The sequence below is a fragment of the Zwartia vadi genome (genome assembly GCF_030410375.1).
Taxonomy (GTDB): Bacteria; Pseudomonadota; Gammaproteobacteria; order Burkholderiales; family Burkholderiaceae_B; genus Zwartia; species Zwartia vadi.
In genome coordinates this window covers 1-12,900 of record NZ_JAUHHE010000024.1, presented here as the reverse complement: position 1 = coordinate 12,900, position 12,900 = coordinate 1, and the positions used below count along the sequence as shown (strand labels likewise).

At 43.0% G+C, this 12,900-nt stretch carries 19 protein-coding genes; 15 read left to right on the top strand and 4 right to left on the bottom strand.

Annotated features, from left to right (window positions below; genetic code table 11):
- Positions 1-73: 73 nt before the first annotated feature.
- From QWY27_RS14940 to QWY27_RS14930, 3 genes are all read left to right on the top strand, one after another.
- Positions 74-1,009: a hypothetical protein gene (locus QWY27_RS14940; RefSeq protein ID WP_290199235.1), complete on the top strand. Its 936-nt coding sequence runs from the start codon at positions 74-76 to the stop codon at positions 1,007-1,009.
- 414 nt (positions 1,010-1,423) lie between these two features.
- Complete coding sequence (locus QWY27_RS14935; protein WP_290199234.1) at positions 1,424-1,723, top strand: hypothetical protein; 300 nt, start codon at positions 1,424-1,426, stop codon at positions 1,721-1,723.
- A 41-nt stretch (positions 1,724-1,764) separates the two neighbouring features.
- Positions 1,765-2,118 (top strand): hypothetical protein, encoded by a 354-nt coding sequence (locus tag QWY27_RS14930; protein WP_290199233.1) that lies wholly within the window; start codon positions 1,765-1,767, stop codon positions 2,116-2,118.
- 198 nt (positions 2,119-2,316) lie between these two features.
- On the opposite strand, the gene QWY27_RS14925 is transcribed toward QWY27_RS14930, so the two are convergent.
- Positions 2,317-3,312 (bottom strand): hypothetical protein, encoded by a 996-nt coding sequence (locus tag QWY27_RS14925; RefSeq protein ID WP_290199232.1) that lies wholly within the window; start codon positions 3,310-3,312, stop codon positions 2,317-2,319.
- 136 nt (positions 3,313-3,448) lie between these two features.
- On the opposite strand from QWY27_RS14925, the gene QWY27_RS14920 reads away from it, so the two are divergent.
- From QWY27_RS14920 to QWY27_RS14910, 3 genes are all read left to right on the top strand, one after another.
- A complete protein-coding gene (locus tag QWY27_RS14920) occupies positions 3,449-4,237 on the top strand; it encodes a hypothetical protein (RefSeq protein ID WP_290199231.1) in 789 nt (262 codons plus the stop codon).
- Between the two features lie 58 nt (positions 4,238-4,295).
- Complete coding sequence (locus QWY27_RS14915) at positions 4,296-4,985, top strand: AAA family ATPase (protein WP_290199230.1); 690 nt, start codon at positions 4,296-4,298, stop codon at positions 4,983-4,985.
- A gap of 66 nt (positions 4,986-5,051) precedes the next feature.
- Positions 5,052-5,372 carry a hypothetical protein gene (locus QWY27_RS14910; protein WP_290199229.1) on the top strand — a complete coding sequence of 107 codons (321 nt, stop codon included), beginning with the start codon at positions 5,052-5,054 and terminating at the stop codon, positions 5,370-5,372.
- A gap of 72 nt (positions 5,373-5,444) precedes the next feature.
- Here QWY27_RS14910 and QWY27_RS14905 read toward each other — a convergent pair whose 3' ends face one another.
- Both QWY27_RS14905 and QWY27_RS14900 read right to left on the bottom strand, forming a co-directional pair.
- Positions 5,445-6,020 (bottom strand): tyrosine-type recombinase/integrase, encoded by a 576-nt coding sequence (locus QWY27_RS14905; protein ID WP_290199237.1) that lies wholly within the window; start codon positions 6,018-6,020, stop codon positions 5,445-5,447.
- A gap of 324 nt (positions 6,021-6,344) precedes the next feature.
- Positions 6,345-6,794, bottom strand: coding sequence for a hypothetical protein (locus QWY27_RS14900; RefSeq protein WP_290199228.1), 450 nt, complete (start codon positions 6,792-6,794; stop codon positions 6,345-6,347).
- Between the two features lie 476 nt (positions 6,795-7,270).
- Here QWY27_RS14900 and QWY27_RS14895 point away from each other — a divergent pair, with 476 nt between their 5' ends.
- The 9 genes from QWY27_RS14895 (at position 7,271) to QWY27_RS14855 (ending at position 12,678) form a co-directional block, all read left to right on the top strand.
- Positions 7,271-7,708, top strand: a complete 438-nt coding sequence (locus tag QWY27_RS14895) for a DUF6641 family protein (RefSeq protein ID WP_290199227.1) — start codon at positions 7,271-7,273, stop codon at positions 7,706-7,708.
- A gap of 228 nt (positions 7,709-7,936) precedes the next feature.
- Positions 7,937-8,287: a hypothetical protein gene (locus QWY27_RS14890; protein ID WP_290199226.1), complete on the top strand. Its 351-nt coding sequence runs from the start codon at positions 7,937-7,939 to the stop codon at positions 8,285-8,287.
- Between the two features lie 61 nt (positions 8,288-8,348).
- Complete coding sequence (locus QWY27_RS14885) at positions 8,349-9,134, top strand: HupE/UreJ family protein (protein ID WP_290199225.1); 786 nt, start codon at positions 8,349-8,351, stop codon at positions 9,132-9,134.
- Positions 9,135-9,153: 19 nt separating this feature from the next.
- On the top strand, positions 9,154-9,504 hold the full coding sequence (locus QWY27_RS14880) for a DUF6488 family protein (protein WP_290199224.1): 351 nt from the start codon (positions 9,154-9,156) through the stop codon (positions 9,502-9,504).
- 26 nt (positions 9,505-9,530) lie between these two features.
- Entirely contained in the window at positions 9,531-9,905 is a 375-nt protein-coding gene (locus QWY27_RS14875) for a DUF3147 family protein (RefSeq protein WP_435433494.1), read from the top strand.
- 17 nt (positions 9,906-9,922) lie between these two features.
- Positions 9,923-10,285 (top strand): hypothetical protein, encoded by a 363-nt coding sequence (locus QWY27_RS14870; protein ID WP_290199223.1) that lies wholly within the window; start codon positions 9,923-9,925, stop codon positions 10,283-10,285.
- 158 nt (positions 10,286-10,443) lie between these two features.
- Positions 10,444-11,430 carry a glycosyltransferase family 2 protein gene (locus QWY27_RS14865; protein WP_290199222.1) on the top strand — a complete coding sequence of 329 codons (987 nt, stop codon included), beginning with the start codon at positions 10,444-10,446 and terminating at the stop codon, positions 11,428-11,430.
- A 269-nt stretch (positions 11,431-11,699) separates the two neighbouring features.
- The gene (locus QWY27_RS14860; RefSeq protein ID WP_290199221.1) at positions 11,700-12,107 is read left to right on the top strand and encodes a hypothetical protein; all 408 of its coding nucleotides are present in this window, start codon (positions 11,700-11,702) and stop codon (positions 12,105-12,107) included.
- Between the two features lie 127 nt (positions 12,108-12,234).
- Positions 12,235-12,678, top strand: coding sequence for a helix-turn-helix domain-containing protein (locus tag QWY27_RS14855; RefSeq protein ID WP_290199220.1), 444 nt, complete (start codon positions 12,235-12,237; stop codon positions 12,676-12,678).
- A 26-nt stretch (positions 12,679-12,704) separates the two neighbouring features.
- On the opposite strand, the gene QWY27_RS14850 is transcribed toward QWY27_RS14855, so the two are convergent.
- A partial coding sequence (locus QWY27_RS14850; RefSeq protein ID WP_290199219.1) for a hypothetical protein occupies positions 12,705-12,900 on the bottom strand: 196 nt, incomplete at its 5' end.

Here is a 12,900-nt window from a genome sequence, read left to right as displayed (position 1 = left end):
CGCTTGAGCGCTAACTCCTTGAACTCCAAGGTGTATGACTGGCGAGGTATCTTCATAGCTAATCTTCCTTCAAGTGACGTTAATAATATGTCACCCTTATGGAAGACGAAATATCAGGGGAAGCTCAGATCCATTTGCTCACTTTAGACAAAACCTTAAAAATATAAATCCTAAAGTTTTCGAAGGTTACTGGGCAACAATCGAACTAAAGCCAAGTATTTTCATTCCTCAATCATTTTCAATTGGGGTAGTAGTACAAGATTTAGCTGATCATTTTTCATTCCGTTTACTTACTGACACATCGAAATTCGAATGCATATACGGAAAGGGATTAATAGCACCGATAAAAGAGAATCTTAAGCAAGCAGAAGCCACATTGTTAAGAGCAAACAAACAAAAAATTTTATTAGATCAAATAAATTTTGAGGTTGACACACTCTCAATATCTCCTAGGCACTTTACATCTGGAGACAGCTTAGACTCCATTTTGAATAGATTGTTTAACGACATGGTGATTCTTAATCCGACCGATGAGGAAAATGAAAATAGGTACTTTTTGACTCTCGATACAAATCAGGTTCGGCAGCTTGTAAATGATGAATTAAAGAAAATTGCTGGTATGGAATTTGAAAAAATAGTTGTTAATGATCAGCATTTAATTACATCAGACAATGGGAAAACTTCTCACTCATTGAGCTTCAATTTGAGGCCTGAAAATAAAGCTGGCTCCGTTCTATCCGCCGTATACAAAACAGCATCAACGGTTGAATTAAACATGTTGAGAGCAAGTCGCGATTTAGCAACCTATGCGAGCTTAAAGAATATTAAAGATACGGCGCTTTTTGTTATGACGGCTAAAGAAGTGCAATACGAAAAAAATGAATTCAAGAAGATGTCTAAATTGATTGATGAACAAAGTTGGCGCTTAGAAACTCAAGGGCTTAAAGTTATCGCCTTTGAAGATCCACAACCAATTGCAAAAAGTATCTATGAGTGGGCAAATGAATAATTAGAATTAAAAATCAGGTCGACCTCTATAAAATCAGAAATTAAAATAGCGATATGAGCAAAACCATATCCAACACCTGATGTCCCGCAGACGAGATCGCCTACACAATCTCGCCCCTGCCACCTCACCTCTCAAAAATCACCACCGTCTCTTTCGCTTCCAATACGCACAACCTACAAGCGTCCAGTTACGAGACGGTGATGTAGTTGTGTTTCGTCGTGCCGATAGCCCACTGTGTCAATTCCGATACCGCATCAAGAATGGTGATTGGCATAGACAGTCGACAAAGGAAATGTCCCTAATCCTAAAAGATATATTAAGAAATTTGACAATTAATCAGGTGAGAAGTAAAAAACTGTATTGCTCTCAGCCATACAATTAGCGCAAACAGCATGACTTCAATGTGGAGAAAACGTGAAGCAAATCCTGTTAGCAATCGCAATGATGTTTTCCATCACTTTATCGAGTGTTGCTGATGCAAGAAAATCCAGCGGCTATAGCTCGAAATCCTATTCATCTAAATCCACATCCTCTGGCTACGGTACAGGATCAAAAGCAACCAGTACAGGTGTCCGTGGCTATACCAAGCAGAACGGCACTTATGTCGCTCCCGCACGCCGCTCGACACCTGATTCATCCAAGTCCAACAACTGGTCTACTAAGCCCAATACGAATCCTTATACGGGAAAGACTGGAACAAGGGTTACACAATAGATCAAATGATTTTAAAAATATGACAACTGAGGAGACACAAAATGAAAAAACAAGAGCCTTATTTGACGGTAACGATCACATTGCCTAGCTTGATTGATGGATCTCCAATCAAAAAGGAATATGTCATCACTGAGTCTGATATCAATGATGTTGAATGGTACGGTGGAGATAGTGGTGATGACTTTTTTGATAATGGATTTGATAACGATAGTGAAACCGTAGATGAAGAGCGTTTTGAAGTGCGTGTTGAGGATTGTTTGATGAACGCAATTCAGTATGATAGTGATCCTCATACGGGTGGAGAAGATTGCGATTCATTTGGTCGACAAGTTCCTTTACCTGATTACACTTATTCGCTTCATAAATTTAAGATTGAAGATTTCTATCCTAAATAATCTCAATCGAAATCTTTGACATACATTTCGTGGATAGGTCGATTCATTGAAATATATCAGTACTTCTTAAGCCACATACAGTATGTAAATTATTGTCTGGGATGTACATCATGAGCACCATAGCTTGAGGCAGGTTTTAAATCCAAAAGCAATTATTAAGCAGTTATTGATCAAGCGTCCAGTTACGGGACGCTTGATTTAAGCAAAGTCATTTCCCTGCTCAGAGTAATACAAACCCCTAGCCGCTTCCACTCGATTACCAGTCAGTTCACTGGTTAAATCCAAACTCCACCAATCTGCTTCCAACTCTCTGTGTCGCTCCAACTGTCTTTGTGTGAAACGTTGCTCTGGCTTTTGATGCTGCGTAAACACAGGAAATTTCCCATATTCAACATTACTGATTAACTGTTCAGTGCGGCGAAGAAAACGGCTCACGCTGGCACGCATACGGTTTTGTTTGGCGCGGATTTCACTTGGCTCACCAGTTAGCCGCTCATTGCTGGGACTGATACGCAGCAATTTACCAATGCGGTAGAGGTCAGCACGATGGTCGTACTTTTTTGCCCAGTCTCGTCTGGCGTCAACACTGCCAGCCAGAGTTCTCAGCGCCGCGGGCTTATCGATTAACTCCCTGTGTAGGCAAAAGACCTCGTGCATGACTTGCAAGGTATGTAAGCGATAGCGCACGGGATTGATGGGAAACTCTGACCTACTGATCTCTAGCCTGTTATTTGGACGTTGATCTTCATACTTCTTCAGGATACGGCTGATCTGTCTCTGTATGGTCACACGACTCAGTGCCAAGGGAATCTCAATCAAGATCTTGCCTTGACGCACACGAGCAATATTTTCTGGGTGAGGCTGGATTTCCTTGACCTTGGGTGGCTCGTGTTGCTCACGGAATACCCGCGACCCTCGATCCAGCCACCAATCATCAAATGTGCAGTCGTGAACATTGCCGAACTTCTTGAATATATTGGCTAATCCTTCATCCGTGGTTTCTGGACGCAAGCGATTGCGTGATGTTTTGCATACCAGCCAATAGTCCTTGCTCAGGCGCAAATACTCCCACCACCAGCGTCTAACGCTGACCCTGGCATCAGCCAATTCTGCTTCTTGGCTGCGATACCTGAATCGCGGCAATCCCTTCTGTGGAGGCATCACATCAGGATTTAACTCATTGTTTTCATTCATATTTTATATTATTAACAGTGTGATTACTTAATCATATCATTAGCGGTTAACAAGTCATGATTTGGTTGTCAGCGAAGCAAACACAAACAGGCAATTCCGCCACGCCAAGCTGACAGGTCTACTTAAGGAGATATCCATGACCAAATCATCCGCCCCTGCTGTTTTCGCTCCCTCCACAGAAAACTTTGCTTACGCAGCTTCAATCGTCCAGACACTGGACGGTCTTGCTGCAAAGCGCAAAATCTGGGAAAGCACTGACTTCAAAAAAGCTAATGACGGCTTGTACGCTTTGCTTGCGCAATGCTTGGAGACCTTCGAAAACAAATTTGTCAACGAAAGCGAGTCCAATCGCAAAACACTGCGTTCAGAGCTGACTGCGTTGCTCAAAACCGCAGGCGTCAAAGTGCAAAAAAACACTTCGACACTCAATATGTTTGTGCGTTTCGTGTTTGGCTCAGATCGTAAACGTGCTCACGGCTATGCCTATGTCTTGATGGCAGCGTTGTCACACAAAAAAACCGCTGCTGAGCTTCCAGCATGGATCGCAGAATGCGGTGGCATCGAAGAAATCAAGCGCTTGATGATTCAAAGCGAAGAGGCAAAAGATAAAGCTGCTCGCTTAGCTTCTGCTCACACAGTCGTCAAATTGGACGTCGAGCAAGCAATTCTTTCGCCAATAGCAACGCTTGAGCTTCCACTCCACGGTGACTATGCCGTTTTGTTAGCAAAGCCTAATCCTGATGGCACAACCTCAATCATTGGTGCTCTTTCTGAAATTACTGAGGGTTTGTTCAACGGTCTGTTGTTGCGAATGGCTCGTCAGCGCCTTGACTCAAACGATAAAAGCGCACAAGTCAACAAAGAATTACAGGACTTGTTGTCTGGATCAGTTAGCACAGTCAATCAGGTAGCCGTTGCTGCGTAAGACGGTAGTGCGGGGGGAGTACCTCCCGCACTCATTTATGAAAATTTAAGGAAATAACATGAAAGTTAAAGAAAAATACGCACCTCAAAACCTCAACGAGATCATCTATCCCAATAAGGCTACTGCGAATCGTATTCAAGCCGTAGCTAGTGGACAGTTAACCGGGCACGTACTGCTGTGGGGTCCCAATGGGACAGCCAAAACCACCATAGCAAATCTGTTAATTCAAGCTATAGGGGGAGTGGATGCCATGGTCGACGATACGCAATATGATGTGTTGCTGTCCAAGCCTGACTTAAACCAATATCTCAAGAACGCATGTGCGCTCAGCAGCTTTTCTGAGGCTGGTAAGTTCTTTGTGCTGCTAAACGAGTTTGATACGTCCAAAGGTCCTGCGCATAAGCTTTGGACAGCCATGGATGAGTGCGGCAGTAGCCTCATGGTCATTATCACAACAAATGAACCCATGAAAGTCCATCGTAGTATTCGCTCACGTTGTACGGAAATTAATATGCCCGCGCTGTCTGCTCAAGCAGTAGTAAAACGTGCGCAAGTAATACTCGCTACTGAAGGACTTGTATTGCCTGATGCTCAAGTGCTTCATTACTTGGTGACTAAACAGCACACAGGGGATTTGCGCAAATATTTCGAATTGCTGGACGAGCTTTTGTTTCTTCACAATACTGGTCAGCCTATGCCGCCTTGGCAAGCAACTAAACCGAAATTGACCGTGGTTAACGGCGCTTAAATCAAGCGGTATTTCAAGCGTCCAGTAACGGGACGCTTGAAGTTCAACACTTTAAGGAGAAAAGCTATGAAAACAAAACAATTTGAATCCACTATCAAAAATGCCTTAGAACCAGTGGCATCAGACTGGGTGGAGCGTCTTGAGAGAAAGTTTCCAAACATTTCTGTCAGAGTGGTTAAGACACATACCTCGTATGTACCTGAAGGAAAGGTTTATAAGAAACTGGTCAAGTGCGACCTTAATCTCAAAGACGAAATGATCTTGCTCACCATCGCACAAGATCGTGACGCACTGGAGTTTTATTACTTTGGTATAGAGTCAGACGAAACCAGTGATGAATGTTTGCACGAGTTGTATTTTGAACAAGAAGAAAGTCATCACGCATAACAAAGATTTCTAAAAAAATTACCTGTTCTCTCTTCTTATAACCTGCCGTGCCTTAAGCACTGGCAGGTTTTTTTATACCAATTCCACTGCCCGTCGTTTCATATCGTCATTAACGTCGATATAGGCTTGAGTAGTGGCTATGCTGGCATGTCCCGCAAGACTTGCCAATACACGTACTGAAATACCTTGTGCTGCCAAGTTGGTAATAAAGGTGCGACGAGTGGAATGGCTGGATGCACCCGCTATGCCAGCTCGTCGATACATCCAGAATAAATGCTGCGTCAGTGTGTTGGCACTAAAGCCATCACATATGTTCTTTTGCGTGTAAAACAACTTGTCCTTGGGGTGCAGGGTCTTAGTAGCAGCAATATAGGCAGTCAATTCTCGCTTGAGTTTTTCACTAATGAACACAGTTCTACTTTGGCGACCTTTGGTTTGGTCTGGTCGCAGGACGAACTCACTGCGCACCTTACCTTCGGCATCCACGACATCTCCAAGCCTCAAGCTTGCGGTTTCGCCTACCCGTAGTCCTGCGTAATACATAATCAAAACAATTGCGCGATTGCGAGCTGCGTGTGGACGGGTTGCTACGTAATCCAGTACGCGGCGTAAATCTTGTGGCGTTAACGTCTTTGCTTGTTTGCTCATTTTGGGCTTTTTCCCTAACCAAAGCATTGCTATGGAATAAGCGTAATTTCTTTTTATTTTTTGGACGACCTTTTTCTTGTTGATACCCAGCATGTGTGATTTTCTCCAGAATTCAATGACTTAGCGGCTGTTTAAGTGCAGAACCAAAGCTTTTCGTACTTCTATTACTTTTTGTAATCTGCTGTATTTCGTGGCTCTTATCCCACGAAATACAAAGACACAATAAAAAGCCCTACACGCTGTTATTTATCGTCCCAGCTGCTCGTGTATTCGAAATAGCGGGATCGTTGCGTGTAGGGCTTTTTTGACGCTTTTTTTTTACGATTACCAGTGCGCTAACTCTGTGTTGGTAGCAATTAGGCTGGGGGAATTATTGCGTGTCACACTACACGCTCGCACAGGCAAGACCCACGAATCCTCAATTTCTGAATCTGGATCAATCACAATCACTCGTAGCATTTGGCTTTGATCATCCAATATTGCTATTCCTTGGACTGGCGTTTTTTCTTTCGTTGCTGGGTTGTAGCGTGTGACCCAACTAGTCAAGTCTGTTTCCGAACAATGCTCAGCGACTTGATCCAGCATGGCAATCTGCTGATCAGATACGGCTGTGTGTTGCCAACGATCATATTGATAAAAATCCAATAAATATTTCACATGAGGGTCTTTGATCTCAATACTTGCATTGAATACTGCGGAGCGATAGAGACCCTTGCCGTATGTTGTGCCTAATCTTTTGTTTTCGAATAAACGAACTGCGATTTCTTTTTCCATTTTATTTTCTCCTTTGATCAATGGATGAGTTTCGTGAGTTGCATTTGGTTGCTTTGGGGTTACCCCGTTGCTGTTGGTTGCAAGAGAAGTCGCAGAGATCAAAAGAAGTCACACGTCGCGGGTTGCCTGTTACTAAGTAACTGAGTCTCGAAAGTTACTGAGTGACAAGTGTTGCTGGGTTACTGGAGTTACGCGAATAGCGGTGTTGCGGTCAGAGCTACTCATTTGTCCCACAGCAGTAACAAGCAACATGTAACTTCAAGCAACAAACTACATGTAACAAGCGACTTTTTTCTTCAAGTAACCTAATGCAACTCACTAAGCAACTCGCAATTATTTATCCCTAACCAAATATTTTTATAGAAAATCCAGCCTGATTTCTTAGTTTCGAGGGTGATTATGGCAAAATTGATCGACCATCTCCGTGATCAGAAAATACAGTTTGTGTGTGCCCCATCCACTTACAGGAGATCAAAATGAACGCACTCGCAAACTTGAAGTTAAGCAATACAAAGCGTACAGCTGCATTAGCACCCATACAAATCCGCCGCAATAAGCTGTCAGGCAAACTTGCTGATCAAATCCAGTTGGCACTTGCCCAACAGCAGGGTGAGACATACACGACCAACCGTTTCAAAACTGTTGCCAGTGAAGATGGCAGTCGCAAGACCATTGAGATTCAGCGACGTGTACGCCCCATGTGGTGGACGAATGTAGATGGGAAGATTTGCCTAACTGTTCGCTATGGTGCAAAACAGTTGGAATTAGCCAAGGGCAAAAGCACCGTGGAAGTTGGTGCAGCAGACCATCTTGTAGGTACTTTGCAAGTGATCAAGCAAGCTGTGGAAGCTGGCGAACTTGATGCGCAAATCGAAGCTGCCAGCGGTGCACTACGCTCTGGGTTCAAACGTTGAGGTCAAGCGTTCTGTAACGGGACGCTTGACTTAGCACTTTTGCTTTGTTGGTAGAAGTCATGAGAAAAGAAGATAGTTTCCTAATCCCTATTATTTACTGGGTATTAGAAAACGGTTGACAAAATTTCCTGATGTATTGACATTAAAAAGCAAACTTAATACATGATATTTGATTTTCATAAGAAAATTCCTTTGAAAATCATGTGAGATCCATCTTATAATCAAAAGATGAAGAGCTTTTTTTCAACCTTTGTTGCGATTCTTTTAAGCTGCCAACTGTCGTTGGCTACAGCTTTTGAAAGTTTCAATTATGCGTCCAACGAGGTTCATCAAGCTTTTTCTCATGATCAATCCATCGATCATCACCACCACGACGCATTCGCAACACATTTTGATCATGGCGGTGGTGACGCAGCTCATCAGCATGTAACTGATCATTTTCAATCTTCTGCTCTGGTCCCTGATTCAGACGCACTCCCTCCCACATCAATTGTTGAGTCGTTAATAGCCTTTAACCCTCAAGAACCTCCCAGCGTCTTTTTAGACGGTCTATTACGCCCTCCTCGCAAACTAGTCTAGGCAGTCGAATTTTCGGACAACTATGTCCGATGCTTTCCAATTGACTAATTGAGGAATTTAAATGAGATACATCTCTCCCCAGCGTCTTGGGGTGCTGTTGCTCGCTCTTTTGCCGCTTATTGCTTTTGCGCACGGCATCAGCGATGAAGATAAGCAGCGAATGTTGGATGGTGGTTACATCCAATACATCATGCTAGGCGCCAGTCACATGCTAACTGGGTATGACCATCTTCTTTTTTTGCTAGGCGTTGTATTTTTTCTAACTAACTTCAAGGACATTGTGAAGTTTGTCACAGTCTTTACGATTGGACACTGCATCACATTAATCTTTGCCACTTACTTCAAAATCACTTGGAATTTCTGGTTAGTTGACGCAATCATTGCGGTTAGCGTGATCTACAAGGGTTTTGACAACAACGGTGGATTCCAGCGCCATTTCAACATGTCATCACCAAACTTAATCAAGATGGTGTTTGCTTTTGGCTTGTTGCATGGTTTTGGCTTGTCAACACGCCTTCAACAACTGCCACTTGGTGATGATCCCGTTCACATGATTCTAAGAATCTTGAGCTTTAACTTAGGCGTTGAATTGGGTCAGATCTTAGCACTGGCAGTAATGGTAGCTGTCCTGTCATTCTGGAGAAAAACTTCCCACTTTGGGAAATTCAGCTACGTAGCGAACTTAGGACTCATTCTTGCTGGCATTTATTTGCTTTTTGCTCAACTTCATGGGTACCAGCATGATGTTAATGGCGAGTCATTTAGATTTCCAACAGAGGAACATCGCCATGTACACGAGGATCTGGACATTCAAAACACTACAGATAACAGTCGCAACGCCCTTTAACTACATTCAAGGAATCAATATGAAATCACTCATCGGCACTATTATTTTTTCTCTTTTTACTTTTGCTCCATTCGCCTCAAACGCTGGCCCTGGCGATGGCTGTCACTTTCATGGATCAAAACCTGCTGCAGAATCCACGATTACTCAGTGCGCGGCCCAACGTAAAGACGCCCTTGTGAAAGGTGGCAAGCTCGATAAAAGCTGGGCGCCAGTCAAGCATGAATCAATAGAATACATTGATGGCAAAAAGGGTAAGGAGTGGAAGGTAACTTTCGCAAATCCAAATGCACCTGATCAAACAAAGAACAATCTTTTTATGTTCTTTACCCCACCGGGCAATTTCATCGCGGCTAACCATACCGGTAAATAATCACCAGTAAAGTACCAGAGCAACCTATGTTGCTCTGGTTGGAGCTAAACATGGTTTGGATTCTGACAAAGTACTTTATCACTGCAGGTTTGGTTGTTTTGATTTCTGAGGTGGCTAAACGTAGTGATAGGTTAGGCGGCTTTATTGCCGCCTTGCCTCTCGTGACATTCCTGACTCTTTTTTGGATGTTTTTTGAGAATCAAAGCCAAGAGAAAATTGCAGATCACGCTTACTACACATTCTGGTACGTGATTCCTACTTTGCCTATGTTTATTGTTTTTCCTTGGATTTTGAATAAGCTGGGTTTTTGGGGAGCAATGGGCGCCTCAGCTTTATTAACTGTCATTTGTTTTTCTGTGATGGTTATTTTGCTTAAGCCGTTTGGAATTAATTTACTCTGATCAGTAAAGATGCTCACTTGAAAAAACTGATTTCATTCGTGCTAATAGTTCTGCTTAGCTGCCAACTTGGATTGAGTGCAGTAGGCGGAGCTATGAATGATTCAATAGATCAAATCCATCAAGTTTTTTCTCATGATCGAGCGCTAGAGCACCATCATCATCAAGACCACTCAGTACACTTTGAGATCGATACTTCAGAGTTGAGTCATCAACATCTGCAGGATAATTTTGATCCTTCAAACTTAACTGACCGTTTCCAATTGTTGGATGCAGTTCTGGTGGAAAGAACAATTAGATATGCCAATTCGCAGATGCATCCTGATATATTTTTAGATGGTTTGTTACGTCCTCCACGAGCACTCACTTCAGTCGTAGTTTAAATATTCATGCGTTACAGAGCACCATTTTGATCGACATATTTGTGGGGATTAACAATGAATTATTTCTTAGGCTATGCGTGTGATGTATGCGCCCGCTGGACGCTAACAACATCTCTCTCGAGAGGAAGCTATCTGATTTCGGCTCAGGAGACTTGAATATGGATGTCAAGTTACTAGTCAGCCTAGTCTGTCCTTTTTATAACGAAGAGGCAGGAGTTTTCGATTTTTATGAAAGTGTGATTCAGGAGATTGAACAACTCAGCTGCTATGAATTCGAAATAGTTTGTGTTGATGACGGGAGTAAGGATGGAACGCTCGGTCATCTTGTTGCATTGAGCCTTAAAGATCACCGCTTCAAAGTTATTGAATTGTCTCGTAACTTTGGTAAAGAGGCAGCTTTGTCTGCTGGATTAGATACAGCGATTGGGGACTTAGTGATTCCGCTTGATTCAGATCTGCAAGATCCGCCATCTCTGATTGGCAGGCTTATCCGAGCATGGGAAGATAGCGACGCAGATGTAGTTTTAGCTAAACGCTCAGATAGAAAAAGTGATAGCCTCAGTAAGAGATTGAGCGCAGCTGCTTTCTACGATACTTACAATTTACTTTCCCACATCAAAATTCCAACGAATGTTGGAGATTGTCGACTTATGACGCGTGTTGTTGTGGATGCGCTGAAATTACTTCCTGAGAAGCAAAGATTCATGAAAGGTCTATTTGCTTGGGTAGGATTCAAGTCGGTCACTATTGAATACGTGCGTCAACCGCGCTCTGCTGGCAGTTCAAAGTTTTCCGGCTGGAAGCTTTGGAATTTTGCCCTTGAAGGAATTACAAGCTTCAGCACCATACCACTACGATTTTGGACATACATAGGTGTAGCTGGAGCTCTCATTACAGTGATGTATGGATTTTTCATTTTTATACGCACTTTGATTTTCGGTGTAGATGTGCCTGGTTATGCGTCATTGTTCGTTGCAATCATGTTCTTTGGTAGCCTTCAACTAATTGGCGTTGGAATTCTTGGGGAATATGTTGGGCGCACATACATGGAAGCAAAACGTCGACCAACTTATCTAATTAGAAGAACTTATCAAGATTCGCATTTAATTGAGCGGTCTAAAGCAGCGCGAACTAAGGTATGTTAATTATTAACAATGATTCAAGTATTAATTCAAAATCACATCAAATTTTAATATTTGGCTTATTTTTGAATATTCCATCAATGAGTATTTAAGTGAACTGAATGCTCAATTGATGCTACCTGTATAGCGTTTTGATTAGGTTTTATGCGTTTAAAAATTAAGCGTCCAGTAACGGGACGCTTGATTCATCATTCATGTCTTATTAAAAGGACACAACCAAATTAGTCATTAACTGCTGTTCGTCAGGCTTAAATACAACACAGGAGATTGACATGTTGATACGAGAAGTTACTAGCGCACAAGACCAACTGAATTTATTGAAACGGATTATTGATTCGACATGGACAGCGATTTCAGCAGAAGCCGCGGCTGAAGCGGCTGCTAAACAACAACGTGCTGCTGCCACTGCCAGTACGCCTCGACTACGTAAAGCAGCACCACCAAAACCCAAACCCGCAGTTACACCTAATACCGCTCCCACACCCAATAAAAAAGCACCCGAGAAGAAGCAGACATCTACTGCTGTGAAATACCCCGTACAGCCAGTACAGGCTCCAGTTCAACCACCACAACCTCGCCGTGTATTCCCCGCACCAAATCCCAAAAAACCAGTGGCTTTTGAGCCTCCCAAGCCAGTTGCTCGTTTAGGAAAAGTGACGACCCAGCCAGTTTATAAATGATGACATTTGAGCGTCCAGTTACGGAGGGCTTGAAATAGTTGACTCGACTCTCTATAAATGACTTGGAGTTCTTCACACCTTTGAGTCAATCGATATAATGCGCAGTTCATCATATTTTGGAACTGTCATGCCAACATTTGCGAATCAATTTAAGGGCGAGGTCAGTCGTCTCGCAAAAAAGGAAGTCAAAGCTGAGACCCAAGCGCTGAAAAAGACGCTTACAACAAACCGTGGCGAAATCGCCTCTCTAAAGCGAAGGCTTGCTGATCTAGAATCGCTTGTCAAAATAATCTCCAAGGTGTCGAGCCACTCAAAATCAGTTCAAGAAACTGAGGATGTTTCAGGAAATGGTTTGCGCTTTCGCGCCAAAGGCTTTGCTGCTTTACGCAAAAAGCTTGGGATCAGCGCTGCTGAAATGGGCAAACTGCTGGATGTCTCAGCGCAGAGCGTGTACCACTGGGAATCGGGCAAAACCAAACCCCGTGTAAGCCAGTTGGAGGCCATTTCTGCTGTGCGCAAGATGGGTAAGCGTGAAATCACGTCGAAACTGAATGAACTGTCAGATCATTAGATCGCAAGTCTCTTAGTTATGTTCGTTTACAGGGGTATTTTCGCTTTGTTGCTCAAAAAGAGAAGCCCAAAGGTAGAGGCAGAAATCTGATTAACAGCATTTGGGAGTTTCTTTCTGACAAGTCCAGACCTTGTCCAAATTACTTCATGTGTTGAGTTAGCCTGAGCAATAATAAAGTAGCTTTCGAGCTGCTTTTGTTGTTTGTAACGTCCTTTTAAAAGG

What these genes read in the sequence shown, in the direction of transcription:
- QWY27_RS14865 (WP_290199222.1), top strand. Translation starts at nt 10,444, where the DNA reads ATGGATGTCAAGTTACTAGTCAGCCTAGTCTGTCCTTTTTATAACGAA.
- QWY27_RS14905 (WP_290199237.1), bottom strand. Translation starts at nt 6,020, where the DNA reads ATGAGCAAACAAGCAAAGACGTTAACGCCACAAGATTTACGCCGCGTA.
- QWY27_RS14875 (WP_435433494.1), top strand. Translation starts at nt 9,531, where the DNA reads ATGTTGCTCTGGTTGGAGCTAAACATGGTTTGGATTCTGACAAAGTAC.
- QWY27_RS14915 (WP_290199230.1), top strand. Translation starts at nt 4,296, where the DNA reads ATGAAAGTTAAAGAAAAATACGCACCTCAAAACCTCAACGAGATCATC.
- QWY27_RS14855 (WP_290199220.1), top strand. Translation starts at nt 12,235, where the DNA reads ATGCCAACATTTGCGAATCAATTTAAGGGCGAGGTCAGTCGTCTCGCA.
- QWY27_RS14895 (WP_290199227.1), top strand. Translation starts at nt 7,271, where the DNA reads ATGAACGCACTCGCAAACTTGAAGTTAAGCAATACAAAGCGTACAGCT.
- QWY27_RS14925 (WP_290199232.1), bottom strand. Translation starts at nt 3,312, where the DNA reads ATGAATGAAAACAATGAGTTAAATCCTGATGTGATGCCTCCACAGAAG.
- QWY27_RS14900 (WP_290199228.1), bottom strand. Translation starts at nt 6,794, where the DNA reads ATGGAAAAAGAAATCGCAGTTCGTTTATTCGAAAACAAAAGATTAGGC.
- QWY27_RS14930 (WP_290199233.1), top strand. Translation starts at nt 1,765, where the DNA reads ATGAAAAAACAAGAGCCTTATTTGACGGTAACGATCACATTGCCTAGC.
- QWY27_RS14890 (WP_290199226.1), top strand. Translation starts at nt 7,937, where the DNA reads ATGAAGAGCTTTTTTTCAACCTTTGTTGCGATTCTTTTAAGCTGCCAA.
- QWY27_RS14860 (WP_290199221.1), top strand. Translation starts at nt 11,700, where the DNA reads ATGTTGATACGAGAAGTTACTAGCGCACAAGACCAACTGAATTTATTG.
- QWY27_RS14920 (WP_290199231.1), top strand. Translation starts at nt 3,449, where the DNA reads ATGACCAAATCATCCGCCCCTGCTGTTTTCGCTCCCTCCACAGAAAAC.
- QWY27_RS14880 (WP_290199224.1), top strand. Translation starts at nt 9,154, where the DNA reads ATGAAATCACTCATCGGCACTATTATTTTTTCTCTTTTTACTTTTGCT.
- QWY27_RS14910 (WP_290199229.1), top strand. Translation starts at nt 5,052, where the DNA reads ATGAAAACAAAACAATTTGAATCCACTATCAAAAATGCCTTAGAACCA.
- QWY27_RS14885 (WP_290199225.1), top strand. Translation starts at nt 8,349, where the DNA reads ATGAGATACATCTCTCCCCAGCGTCTTGGGGTGCTGTTGCTCGCTCTT.